Genomic DNA, 25,059 nt, shown 5'->3' with positions numbered 1-25,059 from the left:
GTCGCGCAGGGCCGCGTCCTCCGCGAGCACCGCCGCCGCATCGATCCGGAAACCGTCGACGCCCCGCCGCAGCCAGAACCGCATCACCTCGTGCATGGCCCGGCGCACCTCCGGGTTGCGCCAGTTCAGGTCCGGCTGACTCGGCAGGAAGGCGTGATAGTAGGACTGATCCGTCCGCGCGTCGTGCGTCCAGGCGCTGCCGCCGAAGCGGCTGAGCCAGTTGTTCGGCGCAGAGCCCTCCGGGCCGGGATCGCGCCAGACGTACCAGTCCCGCCGCGGCGAGGCCCGCGAGGCGCGACTCTCCCGGAACCACGGGTGCCGGTCCGAGGTGTGGTTCGGCACGAAGTCGAGGATGAGCCGGATGTCGCGGGCGTGGAGGCCGGCGAGCAGCCGGTCGAAGGTCGGCAGGTCGCCGAAGCGCGCGCCGACCTGCGTGAAGTCGGTAACGTCGTAGCCCGCATCCTCGAAGGGCGTGGCATAGATCGGCGTCAGCCAGACCGCCCCGATCCCGAGATCCGACAGGTGGTCGAGGCGGGAGATCAGCCCGGCGAGGTCGCCGAACCCGTCGCCGTCCGCGTCCTGAAACGAGGGGACGAAGATCTGGTAGAGCACGCGCTCCTGCCACCACGCGAGGCTCGCCGGGGAGCGGGGCGCGGTCGGGGCGAGCGCGTCGGGGTCGGGCGTCGGTCGGTCCATCGCGGTCGCCGGCTGCGGGTGGCGTGACAAGCGGCTCCGTCCGGGCGCTGTTCCCGCGCGGCCGGCGCGACCGGAGATCCCGCCTCGCCGCCCTCCCGGCCGGAACCGGGGCGCGGGCGCGGGGTTGTCATGCCCCCGTCGCGCTGCCGGCTCGGTCAACCCATGTCCCTGTCCAAGAAGGTGAAGGTCGGCCTCGACGAGACCCGGATCCTGATCCTCGGCTCGCAGATCCTGCTGGGCTTCCAGCTCCAGGGCGCCTTCCGCCCGGCCCTCGACCGGCTGCCGCCGCACGACCGCCTGGTCTGGGCGGCGGCGCTCGCCCTGATCACCCTCACGGTGGCGCTGCTGATCACGCCCTCGGTCCAGCACCGCATGGTGGAGGGCGGCCGGGACACGCGCCGGATCCTGCGGGTGATCGGGCGCTGCGCCGGGCTGTCGCTCGCCCCCTTCTCCCTGGCGCTCGGGGCGGACGTCTTCCTGGCCGTCGAGCGGGTGCTCGGCCCCTGGGCGGCGCTGCCGGCGGGCCTCCTGATCTTCGGCCTCGCGGTGACCTTCTGGTTCGGGCTCGGGGCCGCGCGGGCCCGCCGGGCCGGCGCGCGCGAGCGCGAGCGGGCCCGGCGGGCGCCGGAGCCCGGCCCGACGCCCCTCGAGGTCAAGCTCGAGCAGATGCTGACCGAGGCGCGGGTGATGCTGCCCGGGGCGCAGGCGCTGCTCGGCTTCCAGCTCGTCATCACCTTCACGGATTCCTTCGAGGCGCTGCCCTTCGCCGCCCGGGCCGTCCACATGGCGGCGCTCGGGCTGATCGCGCTCACGGTGATCTGGCTCGTCGCCCCCGCCGCCTTCCACCGCATCGTCTACGCGGGGGAGGACGCGCCGGAGGTCCACCGCCTCGGGACGCGCTTCCTGCTCGCCGCGAGCGTGACGCTGGCCCTCGGCATCGCGGCCGATCTCGGCGTCGTCCTCGCCAAGGTGCTGGAATCCGGTCGCGCGGGCCTCGCGGGCGGGATCCTCTGCCTGTGCGGCCTCCTCGGCCTCTGGCACGCGGCGCCGCTGGTGCTGCGCCGCCGGGCCGCGGGCGCCGGGCGGGGCGACGCGCCGCGCGCGGCCGGGGAGCCCGGCGGGCCGGCATGAGGGGATGAGGCCGCGCCGGGCCGGCCCCGCTACTCCGCCAGGTCCCGCATCACCCGGATCAGCTCCGCCTTGCCCTCGAAGCCGATGCCCGGCAGGTCGGGCATGACGATGTGCCCGTCCTCGACCCGCACCCCGTCCGGGAAGCCGCCGTAGGGCTGGAACAGGTCCGGATAGCTCTCGTTCCCGCCGAGCCCGAGCCCCGCCGCGATGTTGAGCGACATCTGGTGCCCGCCATGCGGGATGCAGCGGGCGGGCGACCAGCCGAATTCCGCGAGCACGTCGAGGATGCGCAGGTACTCGACGAGCCCGTAGGCGAGGGCGCAGTCGAATTGCAGCCAGTCGCGGTCCGGCCGCATCCCGCCGTAGCGCAGGAGGTTGCGGGCGTCCTGGTGCGAGAAGAGGTTCTCGCCCGTCGCCATCGGCCCCGGATAGAAGCCGCCGAGCGCCGCCTGCAGGGCGTAGTCGAGGGGGTCGCCCGCCTCCTCGTACCAGAACAGCGGGTAGTCCCGCAGCATCTTGGCGTAGGCGATGGCGGTCTCGAGGTCGAAGCGCCCGTTCGCGTCGACGGCGAGCCGCGCCCGACCGCCGATCTCGGCCAGCACGGCCTCGATGCGGCGGCGATCCTCGGCCAGGGAGGCGCCGCCGATCTTCATCTTCACGACCGTGTAGCCGCGGTCGAGGTAGCTGCGCATCTCCGCCCGCAGCGCCGCGTCGTCCTTGCCCGGATAGTAGTAGCCCCCGGCCGCGTAGACGAAGACGCGCGGGTCGGCCTCCCGGCCCTCCCGCTCCGCCAGCATCCGGAAGAGCGGCTTGCCGGCGATCTTCGCGGCCGCGTCCCAGACCGCCATGTCGAGGGTGCCCACCGCCACCGAGCGCTCGCCGTGGCCGCCGGGCTTCTCGTTGCGCATCAGCGCGGCCCAGATCCGGTGCGGGTCGAGGGTGTCCCCGGCCTCGCTCAGCAGGCTCTCGGGGGGCGCCTCCAGCAGGCGGTCGCGGAAGCGCTCGCGGATCAGCCCGCCCTGGCCGTAGCGGCCGTTGGAGTTGAAGCCGTAGCCGACGACCCGGCGCCCGTCGCGCACCACGTCGGTGACCACCGCGACGAGGCTCGTCGTCATCTTCGTGAAGTCGATATAGGCGTTGCGGATCGGCGAGGCGATCGGCTTGGTGATCTCGCGGACGTCGACGATGCGCATGCGCGGCCCTCCTGTCGGGCCGCGCAGCTAAGCATCATTCGCCGAAGGGGTCACCGGTTCGGCGGCGAACAATGATGCGAGACGAGGCTGAGCCGGATTGCCGATGCCATTCGGCTCAGCCGGGCGGCGCGGGCGGACCTCGCCGGCGGCGAAACGGTCCCGACCTTCGACCTCGCGGCGACGCCGCAGGGCATGGCGCGCGACGGTCACGGGCTCGCCCGGCTGCCGCGCCCGCGCGGGGCCCGCCGAGGCCGACATCCCCCTCGACATGCGGCTGTTCCGCTCGCTCGCGCACCGCAGGCACGCGGCGGACGCGCTGCGGGCACGGCTCACCGGACCCAGAGGCGCGCGCGCCCGCCCCGCGCCGGGCACTCGGGGCGGCCTTCGACCGGGTCCGGAACCCGGCGCGCCGCGCTGCGCCGCCGCGAGCGGTCCGGTGATCAGGAAGTGGGCGTGAACCATCGGCATCGTCGGCGTCAGCGAGTCCTCGGGTGCCGCGCACCCCCGTTTCCGCTTGTCTCTCGCCGGTCATCGATTCGCAACGACTCTTGTTCCATCACCATCCCGAACATAGCCCGCGGCTGTTGATTCGCGCGCGACGCCCTCCTTCTTCGAATTTCTCGCGAAACCCCCGCCGGAGGCGTTTTGAATCTGTTTTAAAGGTTTTAGAATCTGAGTTTCAGGTCCGAATCCCGCCGCGGCATCAAGTGGTTAAGCCGCGATTCGCGGATCGATGTACGGGATTGACGGATCGATGTACGGCGTTGACGGATCGATGTACGGGGCAAGCCGGAACGAAGTACGGCGGCCCGTGACGAATCCTTGAAATTGTCCACAGTCCAGGGGGGTTGTCCACAGACCGGGCAGGAACTCGGTTTTTGTCATCCGGGCAGGGACCGAAGTACGGAGTTTTTGTCAGGCCGCGACGGTAGGCGCGGCCCCCGCCCTCGCGGGCCGCTCGGGCGCCGCGCACGCTCCTGGACGCGTTGGGGTTTTCGTCGGTGCCGCGCGGACCGGAGCGGGGCTCGCCCGGCCCGCGCGGCGGCGGCGCGCGCGGCGTGTCCGCTGAGGATGCGCATCCCCCGACATTTTCGCCGCCGGACCGGGGAAGGCTGCGGCGCGGGACGCTCAGCGTCCGGCTTGGCGCCAGAACACCGGCAGGCTCGCCCGCAGCCCGTCCCTGAGGTCCTTCGGGAGCAGCGCCATGATCTTGCGGTCGTGCGCCGTCATGGCGTTGCGCACCTCGTCGGCGCGGGCGGCGCCGGCCTGGGTGACGAACAGCCCCTGCGCCCGCCCGTCGACCGGCTGCCGCAGCACCAGGCCGAGCGCGTCGAGCCGCGCCGTGATCGGCGCCATGTTGGCGCGCTTGATGCTGAGTTCGCTGCCGATCTCGGTCTGCGTCACGCCGGGATTCGCCGCGACGAGGACCAGGACCGACGCCTCGGTGGGCGTCAGGCCGAGCCGGCCGAGATCCTGACCCAGCTCGGCCATCAGGGCGTTCGACGCGCGGCGCAGCTGGTAGCCGAGCAGGTCGTTGAGCGGGCTGTGCAGGCGCGGGGGCTTCGACGTCACCCCGGCCCCTTAGAGCACCCCGTTGCGGCCCGCAAATTTTATGCTATGAACCATAACAATACCGAGGGGAAGCGACGAGGGGGATGATGCCGATGGCCGGGGTGTCGGGCGGCGTGGCCGCCGCTGCCGAGCGGTTGCTCGTGCGGCACGATCCGATCACCGGGGAGGTGGCGAGCCGGGTGCCGGCCTGCGGGCCGGACGAGGCCGTGGCGGTGGCCGACGCGGCCGCGGCGGCGTTCCCGGCCTGGGCCGACCTGGGACCGAACGCGCGCCGCGCCGCGCTGATGCGCGCCGCCGCGCAGATCGAGGCGAGGGCGGAGGCCTTCGTCGCGGCGATGATGGGCGAGGTCGGCGCCACCGCGGGCTGGGCGCGGTTCAACGTGACGCTCGCCGCCTCCATGCTGCGCGAGGCCGCGGCCCTCACCACCCAGGTCGGCGGCGAGGTGATCCCGTCCGACAAGCCCGGCTGCCTCGCCATGGCCATGCGCGAACCGGCCGGGATCGTGCTCGGCATCGCGCCCTGGAACGCCCCGGTGATCCTGGGCGTGCGGGCGGTCGCGGTGCCCCTCGCCTGCGGCAACGCGGTGATCCTGAAGGGGTCCGAACTCTGCCCCCGCACCCACGCGCTGATCGCCGAGGCGCTCCGGGCGGCGGGCCTGCCGGAGGGCGTGGTCGGCTACGTGGCGAACCGGCCCGAGGAGGCGGGCGAGGTCGTCGGCGCCCTGATCGACCACCCGGCGGTGCGCCGGGTCAACTTCACCGGATCGACGGCGGTCGGGCGCGTCGTCGCCAAGCGCGCGGCCGAGACCCTGACGCCCTGCCTCCTGGAACTCGGCGGCAAGGCGCCGCTCCTGGTGCTGGAGGATGCGGATCTCGACGAGGCCGTGCGGGCGGCGGCGTTCGGGGCCTTCATGAACCAGGGCCAGATCTGCATGTCGACGGAGCGGATCATCGTCGTCGACGCGGTGGCGGAGGCCTTCGTGGCGAGGTTCCGCGCCAAGGTGGAGACCCTGGCGGTGGGCGATCCCCGCGACGGCCGCGCGCCGCTCGGCGCCGTCGTCGACCGCCGCACCGTCGCGCATGTGGGCGCCCTGGTGGAGGCGGCGCTGGCCGAGGGGGCCGTGCTCGTGGCCGGCGGCCCGGCCGCGGGCGTGCTGATGCCCGCCCACGCGGTCGACCGGGTGACGCCGGACATGCGGCTGTTCCGAGAGGAGAGCTTCGGGCCGGTCGTGGCGATCGTGCGCGCCCGGGACGAGGCGCACGCGGTCGCCCTCGCCAACGACACCGATTACGGCCTCTCGGCGGCGGTCTTCACCCGCGACACGGCGCGGGGCCTGCGGGTCGCCCGCCGCATCCGCTCCGGGATCTGTCACGTCAACGGCCCGACCGTCCACGACGAGGCCCAGATGCCGTTCGGCGGCGTCAAGGCCTCCGGCTACGGCCGCTTCGGCGGCAGGGCCGGGATCGACGCCTTCACGGAGCTGCGCTGGATCACGATCGAGACCCAGCCCGGCCATTACCCGATCTGATTTCGGCACCAGGAGAGGACAGAGAGATGTCGCAGGAGCGCAGCGAGCGGGACACCGTCGCCTTCGAGGTGATCGACCGGGTGGCCTGGGTCCGCTTCAACCGGCCCGAGAAGCGGAACTGCATGTCGCCCAAGCTCAACCGGCGCATGATGGAGGTCATCGACGAGCTGGAATTCCGCCAGGACGTCGGCGTGCTGGTGCTCACCGGCGAGGGCAGCGCGTGGTCCGCCGGGATGGACCTCAAGGAGTATTTCCGCGAGACCGAGGCCCAGGGGCTCGCCGGCACCCGCAAGGCGCAGCGCGAGAGCTACGGCTGGTGGCGCCGCCTGCGCTGGTACCAGAAGCCGACGATCGCCATGGTCAACGGCTGGTGCTTCGGGGGCGGCTACGGCCCGCTCTTCGCCTGCGACCTCGCCTTCGCGGCCGAGGAGGCGCAGTTCGGGCTGAGCGAGATCAACTGGGGCATCCTGCCGGGCGGCGGCGCCAGCAAGGTCGCGGTGGAACTCACCTCGTTCCGCAACGCCATGTACCACGCCCTGACGGGCGAGGCGATCGACGGCCGCGAGGCCGCGGCCTGGGGCTTCGTCAACGAGGCGGTGCCGGCCGGGCAGCTCAGGGCCCGGGTGAGCGAGGTGGCGGCCCTGCTCCTCGCCAAGAACCCGACCGCCCTCAAGGCGACCAAGGACGCGATCCGCCGCGTCCGCGAGATGACCTACGACAACGCCGAGGATTACCTGGTCCGGGCGCAGGAGGCGGCCAACAGCTACGACGGCGAGGGCCGCAAGGAGGGCATCCGCCAGTTCATCGACGAGAAGTCCTACAAGCCGGGCCTCGGCGCCTACGACCTGCGCAGGACCGCCTCCGCCAATCCTGCCTGAATCCGCAGGACCGGCCACGCCTGCGCCGCACCGGTGATCCCTTCGCCGGTGATCCCCTCGGCGGAGGAGGCCTCGCCCGTGCGGGACCCGCCTTCCTCGCCGACCCGGCGGCCGGTGCGGCGACGGAGGCGGGCCCCGCACGGAACCTGAGCCGCGGCCCGACTCGACGGGTCGTGCGCCCCGCGGCAGAGACCACCGATCGGCACGCCACCCCGCGCTTCCGGCCTCGGCAGCGTGAGGACGGCGCTCGCCTCGACCCGGTTCTTCCCCTGCGTCAAGAACGGGGGTGAGCCGATCCGCGCACAGCCGGGCACGCCGCGTCGTGCCGCGTGAGGGACGCCCAATCCATGACAGATCTTGCTCGCTTGCTGCGGCCCGCCTCGGTCGCGATCGTCGGGGCCTCCGACAAGCCGGGCGCGCTCGGCGCCTCGGTCCTCGCCAACCTGGAGCGCGCCGGGTACTGCGGCGCGATCCACCTCGTCAACCCCAACCGGGCGGAGATCGGCGGGCGGCCCTGCCTGCCCTGCGTCGAGGCGCTGCCGGACGGGGTGGACGCCGCCGTGCTGGCCATCCCGCGCGCCGCCGTGCTGCCGGCGATCCGGGCGCTGGCGGCGCGGCGGGCCGGGGCGGCGGTGGTGTTCTCGGCCGGCTTCGCGGAGGGCGGCGAGGCCGGCCGCGCCGAGCAGGATGAGATCGCCCGGATCGCCGGCGAGGCCGGCATGGTCGTCGAGGGGCCCAATTGCCTGGGCCTCGTCAATTTCGTCGACGGCGTGCCCCTCACCTTCGTGGAACTGCCCGGGACCCGGCTCGCGGGCCGCCCGGGCATCGGGATCGTCTCGCAATCCGGCGCCATGGCGGCGGTGCTCGCCGTGACGCTGCAGGCGCGCGGGCTCGGCCTGTCCTACTCGGTCTCGACCGGCAACGAGGCCGCGAGCGGCGTCGAGGACTACGTCGAGTTCCTGGTCGAGGATCCCGACACGCGGGTGATCGTCCTGATCGTCGAGCAGTTCCGCAAGCCCGCGCGCTTCCTGGCGGCGGCCCGGCGGGCCCACGCGGCCGGCAAGCCGGTCGTCCTGCTCCATCCCGGGCGCGGCGAGGCCGCCCGCCGCTCGGCCGCCACCCATACGGGGGCGCTCGCGGGCGATTACGACCTCATGCGCCTCAAGGTCGAGGACGCCGGCGTGAGCCTGGTGCCCACCCTGGAGGAGCTCGCCGACGTCGCCGAGATCCTGCTGCGCTGCCCGCCGCCCGGGTCCGGGGGGAGCGCCGTGCTGGTGGAGTCGGGCGCCTACAAGGCCCTGACCCTCGACCTCGCCGAGGAGGTCGGCCTCGACCTCCCGGCCATCGCGGATGCCGACAGCCCGGGCCTGCGCGCCGCGCTGCCGGATTTCGTGCCCGTCAGCAACCCGGTCGACCTGACCGCCCAGGGGCTGGTCGACCCCGACCTCTACCGGCGCGCGCTCGCCGCGCTCCTCGACGATCCCCGCTTCGGCGCGATCCTGCTCGGCATCATCCAGACCGACGAGACCACGGCGCGCCTCAAGTTCCCGCCGATCATCGCGGCCCTGCGCGAGCTTCGGCCGGGCAAGCCGGTGGTCTTCGCCGGGCTCGACGAGGGCGCGGCCGTTCCGCCCGACGGCCTCGCGGCCCTGCGCGACCTCGGCGTGCCCTGCTTCCCGTCGGGCGAGCGGGCCGTGCGGGCCCTCGCCGCGGTGGCGCGGCGGTCCGGCCGCCGGATCGCCACCGCGGCGGCCGCGCCGGCCGCGCCGGCCGCGCCGGCCCTGGCCCGGAACCTGGCCCGGAACCTGGCCGGGGTGGTGCCGGAATACGCCGCCAAGGCGGCCCTCGCCCCGCTCGGGGTGCCCTTCCCGGAGGGCCGCATGGCCACGACCCTGGCGGAGGCCCTGCGCGCCGCCGAGGTCCTCGGCTACCCGGTCGTGCTCAAGGCGCAATCGGCCGAGCTGTCCCACAAGAGCGACGCGGGCGGCGTGATCGTCGGCCTGCGGGACGCGCAGGCCCTCGCGGAGGGCTGGGAGCGCCTGGCGGCCAACGTCGCGCGCCACCGGCCCGGCCTCGTCCTCGACGGCGTGCTGGTCGAGCGGATGGGCCCGCGCGGCGTCGAACTGATCCTGGGCGGCCGCAACGACCCCGAATGGGGCCCGGTCGTGCTCGTGGGCTTCGGCGGCGTGCAGGCGGAGGTGCTGAAGGACGTGCGCCTGCTCTCGCCCGGCATGGACGAGGCGGCGATCGCGGCCGAGATCATGGCCCTGCGCTGCGCGGCCCTGCTCGACGGGTTCCGGGGCGCGGCGCGGTGCGACGTGGCGGCGGTGGCCCGCCTGGCCGCCGCCCTCGGCCGCACCCTCGCGGGAGAGCCGCGCATCCGCGAGATCGATCTCAATCCGGTGGTCGTCTACCCGGCCGGCGAGGGCGCGCTCGCCCTCGACGCGCTGATGCTGGTCGCGCCGGCCTGAGGCCGGCGCCGCCGCGCGCGACGGGTCGGCGGAGGCCCGAGAAATCCTGCTGCGATCGGGAGGTTGGACATGGTGGGTGCCGTGGTGCCGGCGCGCGAGGCGTCGGGAGCGAATGTGACGGCCCTCGGGCTCTGCTGCCTGGTGGCGGCGATCGAGGGTTTCGACCTGCAATCGGCCGGGGTGGCGGCGCCGCGGCTGGTGGCGGCCTTCGGCCTGGCCCCGAGCCAGCTCGGCCTGTTCTTCAGCGCGAGCACGCTGGGCCTGCTCGTCGGGGCGGCCTTCGGCGGGCGGATCTCCGACCGGCTGGGCCGCAAGCGCACCCTGCTCGCCGCGGTCGCGGTGTTCGGGCTGATGTCGATCCTCACCGGGCTCGCCGCGCGCTTCGACCAGCTCGTCGCGGCCCGCCTGCTGACCGGGGTCGGCCTCGGCGGGGCGTTGCCGAACCTGATCGCGCTCGTCGCCGAGACCGCGTCGCCGGCCTATCGCGGCCGGGCGGTGGCGGCGCTCTACGCGGGCCTGCCGGTCGGCGGCGTCCTGGCGAGTCTCGCCACCCTGGTAGACACCGATCCGGGGAACTGGTCGGGCATCTTCGTCCTCGGCGGCGTCGCCCCGCTCGCGGTGATCCCGCTGCTCGCGGCGTGGCTGCCCGCCGGCGGGGGCCCCGCCGCGCCGGGCCGGCCGGCCCGCAGCGTGCCCGACGCCCTGTTCGGCGAGGGCAGGGCCGTCGCCACGGCCCTGCTCTGGACCGGGTTCCTGCTCGGGCTGTTCGTCTTCTACCTCCTCCTCAACTGGCTGCCCTCCCTGCTGATCTCGCGGGGCCTGCCGCGCGCCGACGCGTCCTGGGTCCAGGTCGCCTTCAACCTCGGCGGCGCCCTCGGCAGCGTCGCGACCGGCCTGCTGATGGACCGCTGGAACCGGGCGGCGTCGGTGGCCCTGATCTTCGGCTGCAGCATCGCGGCCCTGGTGCTGCTCGCCGCCGTCCCGGCCTCGCTCGCCCTGATGATGGCTGCCGGGTTCCTGATCGGGGCCACCGCCTCCGGGGCGCAGATGGCCCTCTACGCCCTCGCGCCGAGCTGCTACCCGACGGAGATGCGCGGCACCGGCGTCGGGGCGGCCGTCTCGGTGGGGCGCCTCGGATCGGTCGTCGGTCCGCTCTTCGCGGGCGTCCTGCTCAAGGCGGGGCAGAGCCCCATCGAGGTGCTCCTGGTCCTGGTGCCGCTCTTCGCGCTGTCGGGGCTCGCCGCCACCCTCCTGGCCTGCCGCGTCCGGCCCGCCTGAGCGCGCGTTTCCGGTGCCCGGACCGGTGCGGCACGGCGTCGGACCATCCCGGTCTGACTTAGGGTCATCATTTCGGTCCGGTGTTGCGGATTTGCAGATTGCCGGCTTCGCACGGCACGTCGTAGTCTTGATTCGTGGCAGGACAAGACCAGCGGCACAGATGACGTCGGGGTCAGCTTCCGACGAGGTGTCGAGTCCGGTCTATGCCGCAATGCCGTCACGGGAGGGTGCTGCGCATCGTCTTGCCTAGACCGGCGGCGCAAGCGCCACGAGCGCGGGAGAAACGCAATGGTAAGGATGAGGAGTCTGCTGCCGGCATCCGCCGCGGCCTTGACGGGGGTCGCCGGCGCGTCGGCGGCCGACCTCCCGGTCAGGAAGGCGGCACCGGTCGAGTACGTCAGGGTCTGCACGGCGCACGGCGTCGGCTTCTTCACCGTTCCGGGCACCGACACCTGCATCCGGATCGGTGGCCGCGCGCGGTTCGAGGCGACCGTCATCCAGCCGCTGATGCGCAGCGGGGGCGACACAGTCGGCTATCGCGGGTTGGGCCGGCTCAACCTCGACGCCCGGACCTCGACGGGCTACGGGACCCTGCGGGCCTTCGTGCGCTTCGACCTCGCGAGCCGCACGGGCGGCTACCTCAAGGCGCCAACCGTCGAGCGCTTCGGCTGGGCCTTCTCGGCGACCGGCGTCGACACGGCCGGTCGCGTCCAGCAATTCGTCAACGTCGACAAGGCATTCATCCAGTTCGCGGGTCTCACGGCCGGCCGCGCGGCCTCGTTCTACGATTTCTACGGCGGCGATTTCGAGATCATCGGCAACGCGCTCGGCTCCGGCCTCGCCTCCACGAACCTCCTGGCCTACACGGCGACGCTCGGCCAGGGGGTCACGGCCACGCTCTCGGTCGAGGATTCCAACTTCCGCAAGACGCCGCTGTTCGGCGGAGGGGCCGCCGGGACCTTCGCGGGCGGCCCGAGCGCCGCCTCGGGCAGCTTCGCGCCCCTCGTGGTCACGGACGCCGCCGGTGCTCCGGTCGCCGTCGCCTCGCTCGACACGGTCCAGCGCTCGCGCATGCCCGACGTCGTCGGCGTTCTGCGCTACGACGGGTCCTGGGGGGCCGCGCAGCTCTCCGCGGCGGTGCACGAGCTCAATGCCGGCAATCCGGTGCTCGGCGCGGCTGGCGGCCCGGCCCTGACGGTCCTGACGCCGGCGCAGGCCGCGGCGCTGCCGCGCGCCGCCGCGCCCGCGGGCCGGGCCGCGAGCGCCTACGGCTGGGCGATCCAGGGCGGCGTGAAGATCAGCCTGCCCTTCCTCGCCGCGGGGGACGCGCTCTATCTCCAGGGCGCCTACGGGGAGGGGGCCGAGCGCTACGTCGGCGTCGCGAACTACAACGGCGCCCTGACGCCGTCGAGCTTCCCGGTCCCGGGCCTGTTCAGCTCGTCCTACGCGGACGCCGTCGTCGACCCGCTCACGGGCCGGATGACCCCGTCGACCTCCTTCTCGGCCGTCGCATCCCTGCTGCATTACTGGGTGCCGGAGTGGCGCTCGGCCGTCTTCGCCTCCTACGGCGAGATGCAGTTCGGCAAGGGGGTGCGGGCCGGAAGCGCGCTGTTCGGCGTGGGCGGGCTTCCGAACCCCACCAGCGCGGCCGGGGCGGCCGCCCTCGCCATCAGCCCGGTCCTGCGCGACACGACCGAACTCGTGACCGGCGCCAGCCTGATCTGGTCGCCGGTGCGGGACCTCGATGTCGGCGTCGAGGGCGTCTACGTGCGGACCGCCGTCGCCAGCGGGCGGGTGCTCAACCCGAACAAGTCCGTCCTGAACCTCGCGGCGGCGGGCCTCGCGGGCGGGCCGACCCTGGCGCAGGTCCAGGCCGCGCCGACAGTGGCGAGCCAGGACACTTTCCAGGTCCGGATGCGCGTGCAGCGCGATTTCTGATCGCGGTCGGAACCGGTCGAAGGCGGGGCGGGGCGGCGATCGCTCCCGCCCCGTTCGGCGTCGTGCGCCCGGCCTAGGCGCGCTCCCGAGGGTGGACGTTCCTCCGCGGCCGCGGGCCGATGACCGGGAACCGGGCGGTCGTGCCGGCAGGGGCGCGGTCCTGCCCGGGCAGGTCCCGCCGCGGAGGCTGAACAGGACGCGTTCGCTCCCCCGGTGCAGGGCGTGCGATCCTGTCATCCGGCAAACTCTTCCGCACCCCCTTGGCAGGCGCATCCTCCCCGTCGAGGGGCCGGCGATCGGAGATCGCCCGGCAGGCTGCCGCGGCGCACCGCGACCGGTGATCCTCGCGGATCGGAGGACCGTCCCGGATCCGCCCTGTCAGCTCTGCGGGGCCTCGGCGCGAGGGGGTGCGTGACTGCAAAGGCTGCGGGGTGTCGTGATCTCTCGATCGGGATTGCGTCAGGCGGGCGCGCCGGACACCGATCGATTGCCGGCCCCTCAGCCGAGGCCGTTGCGGAAGGCGGCCGAGCCGTGCCCGACGGACCGAGCGAGGGGGAGTGCTCGCACCTTGCCGAAGGCGCGGCGCCGGACGCGGGGGCAGGTGGCGCGGCCCCGCGGAGGGTCCGCGAGGCCGGGCGGCGAGGGGAGAGGGGGCGGTCCTTCCGCACCCCCGTCCGGGCGCCGCCGCTCAGGCCGCCCGGATGGTGGCCAGGAAGCGGCCGACCTCGCTGTTCAGGTGCTCGGACTGGCGGGACAGTTCGGAGGCGGCGGCCAGGACCTGACTCGCCGCGGCGCCGGTGTCGTCGGCCGCGGCCGAGACCTCCGCGATGCTGCACCTCACGCCGCTCGCACCCTGCACGGCCTCGGCCGCCGTGCGCACGATGTCCCGGGCCGCCGTGTCCTGGATCTCGACCGCCGCCGCGATCGCCGCGGAGACCGCGTCGATCTCGCGGATGCGGCCGGTGATCCCGGTGATCGCCGCGATGGCGTGGCCGGTCGTCGCCTGGATGCGGGTGATCTGGTCGCCGATCTCGCGGGTCGCCCGGGCGGTCTGGGTCGCGAGCGCCTTCACCTCCTGGGCCACGACCGCGAAGCCGCGGCCGGCCACCCCGGCCCGGGCCGCCTCGATCGTCGCGTTGAGAGCGAGCAGGTTGGTCTGCTCCGCGATCGCCGAGATCAGCCCGACCACGTCCCCGATCCGGGCGACCGCCTCGGACAGATCCGCCACCAGGCGTCCCGTCTCGTCCGCCTCGCGCACGGCGCTGCCGGCGATGGCCGTGGCCTCGCCGACCCGGGCGCCGACCTCGCGCACGCGGCTGCCGAGGCCGCCGGCCGCGCCGGCCATCGTGCCGACATTCGCCTCGGCCTCCTGCGACGCCGCCGCCACGGCGGCGCTCTGCACGACCGTCCGCGACGCGGTCTCGGTCATGCTCTGCGCGATCGCCTCCAGTTCCGTCGCGGAGGAGGAGACCGTCGTCACGATGCCGCCGATCGCCTGCTCGAAGGCCTGGGCCATCTGCCGCATGCCGAGCCGCTTCTGCTCCTCGGCCGAGAGGCGGGCCGCGGCGGCCTCCGCCTCAAGCTCCCGCGTGCGGATCAGGTTCGCCTTGAAGGTCGCGACCGCCCCGGCCATGGCGCCGATCTCGTCCCGCCGCGCCGTCCCGGTGACGGCGACGGCGACGTCGCCCTCCGCCAGCCGCGTCGTGGTCCGCGCGAGCTGCCGCAGCGGGCGCACCACGCGCGCGAGGACGATCGCGATCACGCCGCCGGACAGGAGCAGCGCCGCGCCGAGACCCAGGCCGCAGAGGACGACAATCATCCGCGCGCGCTGCACCGCCTCGCGGGCATGGTCCTCCAGGCGGTCGAGCGCGAGGCGCGAGACCGCGTCGACCCCGTCGAGCGCCGGCACGGCGACCGCCCTCCACTGGTCGAGCGTGGCCGCCGCCGGGCTGCCGCGCGTGATCGCCTGCAGGATGGCGTCGCGCTCGCGCTTCAGCGGGCCCTCCGCGAAACCCTGCCGCGCCGCCGCGACGGCGTCGCGCAGGGCCGGGGTGAGGCTGGGCTTCGCCGCGGCCTCCTGAAGCAGGGTCCACAGCAGCGCCGCCCGCGTCTCCGTCGCGGCGAGGTCCCTCGCCTCGGTCTCGCTGAGGGGACGCTGGCCGCTGACGGCGCCGACGATCAGGACGACGTCCCGCCCCACCTCGGCGCGAATGGCCGCGGTGGCGGCGCGCAGCGCGATCTCCGGCGCGAGGGCCGGGTTGAGCCGGATGATCTCGGCCTCGAGCGCCGCCGCGGCCGCCTGGAAACTGTCGAGCAGCGTCGCGCCCTGCGCGAGGACCGTCTGCGCGAGTCCCGCCGCGCGCTCCCGCGGCGGGCGCGTCAATTCCCCGTCGATGCGCGGCCGCAGCGTCCGGAACCCCTCGTAATCCGCCGCGAGCTTGCGGAACGCCTCGCGCAGCGGCGCGGCGGCGATCCCCTCGGCCGCGGCGAGCGCGCGGCCCATCGCGGCCTCCACCGCCGCGCGCCGGGTCATGATGCTCGGGATGTTGCCCGTGTTGCGTTCGGGCGGAAGTTGCAGGGCGGCCGCCGAATCCCCGCGCTCGACGCGAAGATTGAGCGCCGCCGTGACCAGGTCCTTGTCGAGCCCGGCATAGCGCGAGACGTCCTCGGCCGCTGAGGAGGACTCGCCCGCTTCCATCATCATGTACAGCAGCGGCACCGTTGCGGTGCACACCATCAGCGCGAGCGCGCCCATCAAGAGCGCCGAGATGCTCAACCTCATCATCGATCCTCCCACGTGACCCAACGGTAGGACCGCTTCCCTAAGAAAGCGTGATTATCACTGCCGGTCGTGACTTGTGATAGAGAAGGTCGAGCAAGTCTTGAACTGCTCGTGCACCGGTCCGACCGGCGCCGCATCCGGTCCGGCTCCGACCTTGCTGAGGCGCGACTGTTCCGCTCCGGCGGGGCAGCGGGGACGGCGACGAGCGCGGTCCGCACGGATCCCCGCGCCGGCCGTGCGACCGGGCCGCCCGGCGCGGGCGCCGGTTTTGTCACGGGGAGGCGGAGCGAAGTACGGCGAATCCGTCAGCCCGGCGCGAGGGGCGGGCGGTCCGATTTTGTCACGCGCGGGCGGACCGAAGTACGGTCGGGTGCCAAAACCGCGGAGTCCCATGTACGGGATTTTTGTCAAACCGGCGCGGAGCGAAGTACGGGACTTTTGTCAGGGCGCCCGGCCGCCGCGGCCGCCGCGATCCCCGCCGCGGCCGCGGCGGGGATCGCGGCGGCCGCGGCCCGTCAGGGCGTCTCGTCCGGGCCGTCGTGATGGTCCGGGTCGTCGGGCAGGCAGACCCGGCCGGTGCAGACCACGACCACGCGATCGGGCGACGGCCCGAGGCAGGCCACGTCGTAGACCGTCATCGCACCCTCGCGGAGGGTGACGGCGACGGCGCGCGGGATGCAACGGGCCAGCTGCAGGGCCTGCTTGAGCTGGGACCGGGGCTCGGCCAGGGCGGTGGCGGCCGGCGCCGCGGCGGCGAGGAGGGCGGCGGCCCAGGGGACGGCCCCCAAGCGAACGGCCAGCAAGGGGACGGCCGCCAAGGGGACGGCGGTCAGGGCGACGGCGGCCAGGGTGACGACCGCCCGCGCCCCCGCGCGGCCGCTACTTCGTCTCATAGCGGGCCTGGAGGGCGTGGCCGTGGATCCTGGTCGACAGCACCACCTTGCCGGCGGCGAGCGGGGCGGCGAGGGTGCCGACGAGCCTGTTCGGCGCCGCCGGGGTGAGGGCGACGGTCTCGGTCCGGCCGCCGCTCTGCACGAAGGCGCGGGCGCTCAGGCCCTTGGTGTCGACGGGTTTGCCGTCCTCCCCGAGGAGGTGGAAGGTCAGCGCCGTGCCGGCGGCGACCATCTCGATCGGGTGGCCGTCCGCGACGGAGACCTGGCCGCCGTTCGGGCCGGCCTCCTGGGCGCGCGCGGCGGTGAGCGGCGCGAGCGCGGCACCGCCGAGCGCGAGGGCGAGCAGGGTGGCGAGGGTGGGGGCGAGGGCGGGGGTACGCATGGTCGTGGCTCCTCGAAGGGGGGTCGGGGGGGGAGGGGGGTCAGAACGCCTCGACCGGCGCCCCGGCGCCGGAGGTGGGGTTGCTGTCCCGGGCGGCGATCAGCCGTTCCAGGGACTTGCGGCCGTAGCGGAGGAACAGGACCGGGGTCAGCACCGTGTCGAGGAGGGTCGCGCTGATCAGGCCGCCGAAGATGGTCACGGCGACCGGGTGCAGGATCTCCTTGCCCGGGGCATCGGCGCCGGTGAGCAGCGGCACCAGGGCGACGCCGGCCGACAGGGCGGTCATCAGCACCGGCGTCAGTCGCTCCAGGCTGCCCCGGATCACCAGGTCGGGCCCGAATGCCAGCCCCTCGTGCAGGGCGAGGTTCAGGTAATGGCTGATCTTCAGGATGCCGTTGCGGGTGGCGATGCCGGTGAGGGTGATGAAGCCGATCATCGACGCCACGCTGAGCGGCTGACCGGACAGCCAGAGCGCCGCGACCGAGCCGATCAGGGCGAGCGGGATGCTGCCGAGGATGATCAGCGTGAAGACCGCCGAGCGGTAGCGGCTGTACAGGATCGCGTAGATCAGCCCCAGGGAGAGCAGCGAGAGCGCGCCGATCGTGCGGCTGGCCTCGGCCTGGGCCTGGAACGACCCTTCCAGGCTCGCCGCGTAGCCCTCGGGCCAGTTCGCCGCCGCGACCTGCGCCCGGATCCCCGCGACGATCGCGGCCATGTCGGTCTTGCCGTCGGTGTTGGCGAAAACCGCGATGCGCCGGCGGGCATTCTCGCGCAGGATCTGGTTGGGACCGTCGGTCTCGCGGATGTCGGCGATCTGACGGGCCGGCACCCAGCCGGACGGCGTCTCGACCAGGAGGTCGCCGAGGCTCTGGGTGGTGCGCATGCTGTCGGGCAGGCGCATGACGACGTCGAAGCGCCGGTAGCCGTCGACCACCCGCGAGACCACGCTGCCGTTCGACAATTTGCTGAGCTGCGCCACGAAGGCCGCCGGCTGCACCCCGTAGAGGGCGGCGCGCCCGTAATCGACGCGGATCTCCAGTTGCGGGATCAGCACCTGCTTCTCGACCTGCAGGTCGGCGATGCCCGGGATGCCGGCCATCCGGCCCCGCAGCTCCTCCGCGAGGCGGCGCAGCGTGTCGAGGTCGTCGCCGACGATCTTGAGGGCGATCTCGGCGCGCACCCCGGAGAGCATGTGGTCGAGCCGGTGCGAGATCGGCTGGCCGACATTGACGCTCACCGGCAGCGCGGCCAGCCGGTCGCGGATCTCGGCGACGAGCTCGGTCTTGGGGCGGGCGCCCGGCTTCAGGGCGATCTCCAGGTCGGAGGAATGGACGCCCTCGGCATGCTCGTCGAGCTCCGCGCGGCCGGTGCGCCGCCCGACCGCGCGCACGTCCCGCATCTCCATCAGCAGGCGCTCGGCGATCAGGCCGACCCGGTTGCTCTCGGCCAGCGAGATGCCCGGGTTGAAGGTCATGTTGACGGTGAACGACCCCTCGTTGAAGGGCGGCAGGAAGGCCCGGGGCAGGAACGAGGCGGCAACGGCCGCGGCGAGCACCCCGGTCGCGGCGAGGCCCATCACCAGCCGTTGACGGCCGAAGGCGCCGCGCAGCAGCGCCCGGTTGCCGCGCTTGAGCAGGCGCACGAGGCCGCTCTCGTGCTCGTCGAGCCGCTTGAGGCCGGGCAGCAGGTAGTAGGCCATCACCGGGGTCAGGGTGATCGACACCGCCAGGCTGGCGAGGATCGAGACGATGTAGGCCTGCCCGAGCGGGGCGAAGAGCCGGCCCTCGATGCCCGACAGGGCGAAGAGCGGCACGAAGACCAGCACGATGACCATGGTGGCGTAGACGATGCCCGAGCGGACCTCCTGCGAGGCCGAGACCACCACGTCGAACACCGAGCGCGGATTGCCCTGCTCGCGGTTCTCGCGCAGGCGTCGGAAGATGTTCTCGACGTCCACCACCGCGTCGTCCACGAGTTCGCCGATCGCGATGGCGAGGCCGCCCAGCGTCATCGTGTTGATCGACAGGCCGAGCTGGTGGAAGACGATCGCCGTCACCAGGATCGAGACCGGGATGGCGGTGAGCGAGATCAGCGTGGTGCGCAGGTTGAGCAGGAACGCGAACAGCACCACGGCCACCACCGCGATCGCCTCCAGCAGCACCTTCTCGACGTTGCCGATCGAGGTCTCGATGAAGTCGGCCTGGCGGAAGATCAGCTGCTCGGCCCGCACGCCCTTCGGCAGGCCGGGGGCGAGTTCGGCGAGGGCCGCCTGGACGGTCTCGGTGAGGCGCACGGTGTCGACGCCGGGCTGCTTCTCGACCGAGACGATCACCGCCGGCCGGCCCATGAAGCCCGCGTCGCCGCGCTTGGTCCGCGCGGCGAAGGACACTTCGGCGACCTGGCGCAGGAAGACCGGGCGGGTGCCGTTCGTCGCCACCACGAGGCTGCGCAGGTCGTCCAGGCTGGTGGTCCGCCCGATGTTGCGGATCAGGTACTCGCGGGCGTTCTGGTCGGTGAAGCCGCCGCCGGCATTGCTGCCGAACTGGGCGAGCGCCCGCTCGACCTGCTCGTAGGTGACGCCGAGCGCCCGCAGGGCGGCCGGGTTCGGTGCCACCCGGAACTGGCGCACCTCGCCGCCCATCGGGATCACCTGGGCGACGCCCGGGACGGTCAGCAGCCGCGGCCGGATCGTGAAGTCGGCGACCTCGCGCAGCTGCATCGGCGCGACCGCGTCGCCGGTCACCGCGACCATCAGGATCTGGCCCATGATCGAGGAGATCGGGCCGATCGAGGGCGCGACGGTGTCGGGCAGCTGGGGCCGGACCATCGCCAGCCGCTCGGCGACCTGCTGGCGGTTGCGGTAGATGTCGGTGCCCCAGTCGAACTCGACGTAGGTCACCGACAGGCCGACGCCGGAGACCGAGCGCACCCGGCTCACGCCCGGCAGGCCGTTCATCTGCGTCTCGATCGGGAAGGTGACGAGTTGCTCGACCTCCTGGGGCGCCAAGCCCTCGGCCTCGGTCATGATCGTGACGGTCGGCCGGTTGAGGTCCGGAAACACGTCGACCGGCAGCTTGGTGACGGTGAGGCCGCCGTAGATCACCAGCACGACGGCGAGCGCGAGGACGAGCAGGCGGTTCTGCAGCGAGGCGGAGACGAGGAAGGTGAACATCGCGGGCCTGCCCTCAGCGAACCTGGTTGAGCAGTTCGGCGCCCTGCGTCACCACCCGCCGTCCGGCCGCGAGGCCCGAGAGAACCAGCACGCGCTCGGCGTCCAGGGGCTCGACGCGCACCTCGCGCGGCTCGAAGAGTTCGGGCTTGGTGTGCTCGTAGACGAGGCTCTGGCCGTTGGCGCCGCGCACCACGCTGGCCCGCGGCAGGGCCAAGCCCTCCTGCGGGGTCGAGATGCTGGCGAGCACGGTCACGAACTGCCCGGTGCGCAGGTCGCCGTTGCCCTCCGCCACGGCGAACTGGACGGGCACGGCCTGGTTGCGATCCGCGAGGCCCGCGCCCCGATAGGCGAGGGCCAGGGTGCGGCCGTCGGCGAGGCGCGCGGAGGCGGTCTGGGCCGGGGAGAGCGCGTCGAAGCTCAGCGCCTCGACCCACAGGCGCAGCGGATCGACGATCAGGAAGACCTGGGCGCCCGGGCTCGCCATCTGGCCGGCCACGGCATTCGCCTCCGCGACCACGCCGTCGACCGGCGCGACCAGCGCCTCGGGCTGCTGGCGCACCCGGTCGAGCGCCGCCCGGCGGTCCTTCAGGCCGCGCAGCTCGTCCAGGGCTTCCTCCAGCTGCACCTGGGCGACGGCGCCGCTGACGGTGAGCCGCTGGTAGCGCTCGACGCGGCGCTGGACGATCGCGATCTGCTGGTCGAGTTCGCCCTGGCGCTGGCGCATGTCGGAGACGTCGATCTGCTGCAGCGGCGGCGTCACGGTGGCGAGGACGTCGTCCTTGCGCACCGGCGTGCCCAGCCGCGGGAAGCCGCCGGGGGGCGGCGCGAGGCGCCCGCCGACCGCCGACTGGACCACCCCGCTGGCATTCGGGTCCGGGATGACCCGGCCGGGCAGTTCGACGGTGCGCGGCAGGCGCGCCGTGGCGGTGATCGCGGTGCGGATCGACAGGATCCGCTGGGTCGGCTTGGGCACGAACACGCTGCCATCCGCCTGGCGCCGGGCGAGGTCGCGCCCGCCCGGCGCCGCGAGGGCGGCGCTCTCGTCGCCGTGGCCCTCGTGCGCGCGCGCGGCGCCGGGGGAGAGCAGGGCGGCGGCGCCCGCCAGCACCAGGATGGCCGGGATCGCCGGCCGGCGCCCGCGGATCAGCAGGACGGTGAGGCCGCCGAGCACGAAGCCCCCGCCGCCGATGAGCAGCGCGACCGGGTCGCGCTGGACGAGGTGCTGGCGCAGGTCGTGCGCCACGTCGAGGGCCGCGGCCCAGGCGGCCGCCCGGCTCGCCGCCTTGCCCGGCTCGGGGGCGGCCGGCGGGTGAACGTCCAGCGCCACCGGGAACACCTCGGAGGCCCCGTCGGCCTCGACGGTGAACACGACCTCGTACTCGCCCGGCGCCTCGCTCCAGGCGGCGTCGAGCCGGAAACTGCCGTCCGGCTGCGGGGCGGCGGTGGCCGGTCCGGCCGGGGTCTCGGCCTGGATGACGGCGTTCGTCACCGGCTCGTTCGTGGCCGCGCGGTCGAGATAGACCGCGAGGACGCCCTGCCGGGCGACCGCGACGAGCTCGAACCGCTCGGAGCTGGAATGGCCGCGCGGCGCCTGGGTGGCCGCCGCCGGGGGCTCGCTGCCGTGATCGTGGCCCTCGTGGGCCGGGGCGCCGCCGGCGCACAGGGCGAGGGCCGCGAGGCCGAGGGCCGCGGCAAACAGGGTACGCATGGGAGGATCGGTCCTTCGTCGTGGAACTCGGGCCAGCCGCCGGCACGACGGCGTGGCGTCACGCGCCCGCGGGCGCGCCGGTCACGCGAGGGATCGGGGGGACGGGGCAGGGCTTCCGACAGGGCGTCGGGACGGGGCCGCTCGCCAGGCGGCCTCAGCGGGCGGGCCGCGCGGGCGGCCCGGACCGGAACCCCGGCCGGGCTGGCCAGGGCGGCGCAGCAGGTGCTGCCGCAGCAGCAGACCGGGTGGGCCGTGCCGGCATCGGTGCTGCCGGTCTCGCCGTGATGGTCGCCGCCGAGGCGGATCGCGGCATCCCGGATCGCCGCCGGCGCGGCGGACGCGGCCATGCGCGCGCCCTCGTGGCCATGCGCGGACCGGGCATGGGCGGCCGACGACGCGAGGCCGGCCGCGATCAGCGCGATCGCCACCAAGACCTGCAGGAAGGACCGCACCCGGAGCATGCCGAAATCGTAGCACGCCGGATGACGCTGGGACAAGACGGCCCGGCGCGACGCGGCGCCCGCGGCTCCTCCGCGCTCCCCGCCCGGGGATGCCCGCCCGGGCGCATCCGGCAGGGCCGCGGGATCAGTCGCGGGCGGGGGCGGCCTCGCGGGCGGGGGACTCGCGGGCGGGGGACTCGCGGCCGGAGGACTCGGCGCCCTCGCGGCGGGCGGCGCGGCGGCGCATCCGCAGCACCGTCGAGCGCTCGCTCTTCTCCAGGATCAGGTCGTAATCGGGCAGCGGGCTCAGCTGCGCGTCCTGGACGATGTCCTCGACGGCTTGGCGGAACTTGTGCGGCGGCAGCTTCGAGCCGGAGCGCTTGTGCAGCTCGGGCAGGGAGTAGCGGGCCTCGGTCTCGCCCGCCGCCTTGCGCGCCAGCCGGTAGATGAACTTCGCGATCGGCCGGTTGATCAGGAAGTAGTCGGCGTTGAGGGTGAGGATCGTCGGCTTGCCGTCCGGCTTGACGATGCCCTCGTAGACCCAGTTCGGGATCTCGATCTCGATCTGGTCGATCCGGTCCTGGACGGTGCGGCTCACCACCTTGTAGCGGCCGATGAGCGGGAAGGACTGGGTCTCGCGGCGCTTGCCGCCATGCAGGTTGGTGATCTTGACGCGGGTGGCCTGAAGCCGGTCGAGCGCGCGTTCGAGGTCGATGTACTGCTTGCCGCCGAGGTCGCGGCGGCAGAATTTCAGGATCTCGGCGGCGGCCGGGCGGTAGACCCGGCCCGGCAGGCTCGGGCGGCGGCCCTTCGCCTCCTCGATCCGGTAGACCCGCACCGCCTCGGCGAGGTGCGAGATCATGTTGATGACGATGTCGTAATCGTAGGCGGTGGCGAGCCCGACCTCGGCGCCGCCCTCGATCGTGATGATGGCGTCCTTGAGCTCGTAGCGGATGATGCCCTCGCCCGCGGTCTTCGACAGGGCGAAGGGCGCGACGTCCATCAGGTTCATGTCGTCCTTGATGGGGGCGTCGAACACCGCCGGCACCCAGAACATCAGCTGGGCGTCGGTGTCGGGGGGCGGCCGGGTGATCCGCCGCGCCTCCGGGCCGGCGGTCTTGCGGGGGCTCGGCAGCTCGTGCTCGATGACCTTCTGCACCTCGTCGGCGCGGATCGCCTCGGCCATCCGGTCGAGGGCGTGGCGCATGCCCTCGTCCTCGATCTCCTCCCGCTTCAGGTCCGCGAAGGAGCGGCGCATGTAGAAGCGCCGCAGGCGCGACAGCGCGTCCTTGGACAGCGGCACGTGCTCCTCGCCGCGCACCTTCATGACGCGCTCGGCCACGTCCTGCAGGTAGGCGTTCTTCTCGTGGAGCGAGAGCGCCGCGAAATCCTCGCGGCTCTTCAGGTGAAGGCGGACCCTGGCCATGCCGGGAGCCTACTCCGCCCGGCCTTACCAGGCACTGCACGATCCACAGAAAACTGCGCCTTCGGGGTCAGGCGCGGTAGGACGGCTCCTCCGCGTCGAGCTGGCGGCGCAGGCTCGCGAGGTGCAGGCGCGCCGATTCCGGGTCGCCCTCGCGCATCTGGCGCGCCGCCGCCGCGGCGACCGCCGGATCGACCGGGCGCACGGGCCGCCCGGTGGCGAGGGCGAGGCACTGCACCTCGCAGGCGCGCTCCAGGTAATAGAGGTCGTCGAAGGCCTCCGCGATGCTGGGCCCGAGCACCATGACGCCGTGATGCCTCATGAACAGGATGTCGGCGCCGCCCACCGAGGCGGCGATGCGGTCGCCCTCGCGGGCGTCGAGGGCGAGCCCGTTATAGTCCCGGTCGACCGCGACGCGGCCGTAGAACTTGAGGGCGGTCTGGCCGGCGAAGAGGAGCGGCTCGCCCTCCGTCATGCTGAGCGCCGTCGCGTAGGGCATGTGGGTGTGGAAGGCGGCCCGCGCCCGCGGCAGCGCCCGGTGCAGGCGGGCGTGGATGTAGAAGGCGGTGGCTTCCGGCCGGCCGTCCCCGGCGATCACGTTCCCGTCGAAGTCGCAGACGAGGAGGTGCGAGGCCGTCAGCTCGCGGAAGGCGTAGCCGTAGGGATTGACCAGGAAGAGGTCGTCGTGGCCGGGCACCAGCGCCGAGAAATGGTTGCAGATCCCCTCCTCGAAGCCGTAGCGGGCCGCCATCCGGAAGCAGGCGGCGAGGTCCCGGCGCGCCTCCCGCACCGCTTCGGCGTCGAGATCCGGCCCGTTCGTCCCGCCGCGGGCCGTTCCGGAATGCGTGAAGGCGTGGGCCATGGCGTCCTCCCCTGCTGGCGCGCGCCGCGCGCTGCTGGTGCGCCGCGCGGCCCCGCCGTCATGGCCGATCGGGGGCACCGCGTACAGGCGCCGGGGCGTCATCATCCGGCCGCGGTTCGGGCGCTATCGGCGCGGTTCCGGTCATGATCCGAGAGGTCAGATGCTGATCCGCACCGTCGCGCTCCTCGCCTTCCTCGCCGTCCCCGCCCTCGCGCAGCAGGATTACGCCCGCCCCGACCTGGTCCGAGGCCTGTGCCAGAAGGATGGCTGCGACGAATTCAGCGTCGTCAAGGCCGAGCCGGTGACGCGCAGCGCCGAGGGCGTGCTCAACCGGACGCGGGTCAAGACCTTCCACGCGAGCGCCCAGGGCCGCAGCGAGGGGCCGGAGGAGAACGGCTACGTCTTCTGCTCGCCGACCCGGCCCGCCATCCTCTCCGAGCAGGACGGCCGCACCGTCGCGCTGATGATCGCGCCCTTCGCGGGCGCGGATTCCCGCGAGACGGTGCGGCGGAACGCGAATTTCGTCGCCCTCTACTTCTCGATCTGCCACGGGACCGAGGCCGGCAAGGCGGCGGTGCGGGACCTGCGCGGCACGGCGCAATCCCTCGGCTACAGGGTCGAGGCGCCGCAATCGCGCTTCGTCCAGCTCAAGCGCGCCGAGGACATCCTGCGCCGCGACTGATCCGGGATCCGCTTGATCGACGCGGATCC

17 protein-coding genes (1 of these 17 running past the window's edge) are annotated in these 25,059 nt (G+C 73.7%); 7 read left to right on the top strand and 10 right to left on the bottom strand.

What is annotated here, in order from left to right:
* On the bottom strand, positions 1-696 hold the 5' portion of the coding sequence (locus M446_RS16630; protein ID WP_012333267.1) for an alpha-amylase family glycosyl hydrolase. The gene continues 933 nt to the left of window position 1, outside the view; the window shows 696 of its 1,629 coding nt (coding positions 1-696); the start codon lies at positions 694-696; the stop codon falls past the left edge of the window.
* Positions 697-858: 162 nt separating this feature from the next.
* Between M446_RS16630 and M446_RS16625 the strand changes: the two genes are divergently transcribed.
* Positions 859-1,827, top strand: a complete 969-nt coding sequence (locus M446_RS16625; RefSeq protein WP_012333266.1) for a DUF6328 family protein — start codon at positions 859-861, stop codon at positions 1,825-1,827.
* A gap of 29 nt (positions 1,828-1,856) precedes the next feature.
* On the opposite strand, the gene M446_RS16620 is transcribed toward M446_RS16625, so the two are convergent.
* Positions 1,857-3,020, bottom strand: a complete 1,164-nt coding sequence (locus M446_RS16620; RefSeq protein WP_012333265.1) for a mandelate racemase/muconate lactonizing enzyme family protein — start codon at positions 3,018-3,020, stop codon at positions 1,857-1,859.
* Between the two features lie 1,128 nt (positions 3,021-4,148).
* On the bottom strand, positions 4,149-4,592 hold the full coding sequence (locus M446_RS16615; RefSeq protein ID WP_012333264.1) for a MarR family winged helix-turn-helix transcriptional regulator: 444 nt from the start codon (positions 4,590-4,592) through the stop codon (positions 4,149-4,151).
* An 83-nt stretch (positions 4,593-4,675) separates the two neighbouring features.
* On the opposite strand from M446_RS16615, the gene M446_RS16610 reads away from it, so the two are divergent.
* From M446_RS16610 to M446_RS16585, 5 genes are all read left to right on the top strand, one after another.
* On the top strand, positions 4,676-6,121 hold the full coding sequence (locus tag M446_RS16610) for an aldehyde dehydrogenase (protein WP_012333263.1): 1,446 nt from the start codon (positions 4,676-4,678) through the stop codon (positions 6,119-6,121).
* 26 nt (positions 6,122-6,147) lie between these two features.
* Positions 6,148-6,999: a p-hydroxycinnamoyl CoA hydratase/lyase gene (locus tag M446_RS16605; protein WP_012333262.1), complete on the top strand. Its 852-nt coding sequence runs from the start codon at positions 6,148-6,150 to the stop codon at positions 6,997-6,999.
* A 347-nt stretch (positions 7,000-7,346) separates the two neighbouring features.
* Positions 7,347-9,470 (top strand): acetate--CoA ligase family protein, encoded by a 2,124-nt coding sequence (locus tag M446_RS16595; protein WP_012333261.1) that lies wholly within the window; start codon positions 7,347-7,349, stop codon positions 9,468-9,470.
* A gap of 69 nt (positions 9,471-9,539) precedes the next feature.
* A complete protein-coding gene (gene mhpT / locus M446_RS16590; RefSeq protein ID WP_012333260.1) occupies positions 9,540-10,748 on the top strand; it encodes a 3-(3-hydroxy-phenyl)propionate transporter MhpT in 1,209 nt (402 codons plus the stop codon).
* A 288-nt stretch (positions 10,749-11,036) separates the two neighbouring features.
* Positions 11,037-12,686 carry a porin gene (locus M446_RS16585; protein ID WP_043701326.1) on the top strand — a complete coding sequence of 550 codons (1,650 nt, stop codon included), beginning with the start codon at positions 11,037-11,039 and terminating at the stop codon, positions 12,684-12,686.
* A 688-nt stretch (positions 12,687-13,374) separates the two neighbouring features.
* Here M446_RS16585 and M446_RS16580 read toward each other — a convergent pair.
* The 7 genes from M446_RS16580 to M446_RS16550 all read right to left on the bottom strand — a co-directional run bounded on the left by M446_RS16580 (position 13,375) and on the right by M446_RS16550 (position 24,348).
* On the bottom strand, positions 13,375-15,471 hold the full coding sequence (locus tag M446_RS16580; protein ID WP_043701323.1) for a methyl-accepting chemotaxis protein: 2,097 nt from the start codon (positions 15,469-15,471) through the stop codon (positions 13,375-13,377).
* 512 nt (positions 15,472-15,983) lie between these two features.
* On the bottom strand, positions 15,984-16,361 hold the full coding sequence (locus tag M446_RS16575; RefSeq protein WP_018260247.1) for a hypothetical protein: 378 nt from the start codon (positions 16,359-16,361) through the stop codon (positions 15,984-15,986).
* Positions 16,348-16,743 (bottom strand): hypothetical protein, encoded by a 396-nt coding sequence (locus M446_RS16570; protein WP_012333256.1) that lies wholly within the window; start codon positions 16,741-16,743, stop codon positions 16,348-16,350. The genes M446_RS16575 and M446_RS16570 overlap by 14 nt, the downstream gene beginning before the upstream one ends.
* Before the next feature lie 40 nt (positions 16,744-16,783).
* Complete coding sequence (locus tag M446_RS16565; RefSeq protein ID WP_012333255.1) at positions 16,784-19,915, bottom strand: efflux RND transporter permease subunit; 3,132 nt, start codon at positions 19,913-19,915, stop codon at positions 16,784-16,786.
* Positions 19,916-19,928: 13 nt separating this feature from the next.
* Positions 19,929-21,623, bottom strand: coding sequence for an efflux RND transporter periplasmic adaptor subunit (locus M446_RS16560; protein ID WP_012333254.1), 1,695 nt, complete (start codon positions 21,621-21,623; stop codon positions 19,929-19,931).
* 585 nt (positions 21,624-22,208) lie between these two features.
* Positions 22,209-23,489 carry a replication initiator protein A gene (locus M446_RS16555; protein ID WP_012333253.1) on the bottom strand — a complete coding sequence of 427 codons (1,281 nt, stop codon included), beginning with the start codon at positions 23,487-23,489 and terminating at the stop codon, positions 22,209-22,211.
* Between the two features lie 67 nt (positions 23,490-23,556).
* Entirely contained in the window at positions 23,557-24,348 is a 792-nt protein-coding gene (locus M446_RS16550) for an aldolase (RefSeq protein WP_012333252.1), read from the bottom strand.
* A gap of 160 nt (positions 24,349-24,508) precedes the next feature.
* Between M446_RS16550 and M446_RS16545 the strand changes: the two genes are divergently transcribed.
* Positions 24,509-25,030: a hypothetical protein gene (locus M446_RS16545; RefSeq protein ID WP_012333251.1), complete on the top strand. Its 522-nt coding sequence runs from the start codon at positions 24,509-24,511 to the stop codon at positions 25,028-25,030.
* Positions 25,031-25,059 lie beyond the last annotated feature (29 nt).

It is taken from the genome of Methylobacterium sp. 4-46, from assembly GCF_000019365.1.
Taxonomy (GTDB): Bacteria; Pseudomonadota; Alphaproteobacteria; order Rhizobiales; family Beijerinckiaceae; genus Methylobacterium.
The sequence above is the reverse complement of the archived record's forward strand: the minus strand, read 5'-3'. Positions and strand labels throughout refer to the sequence as shown.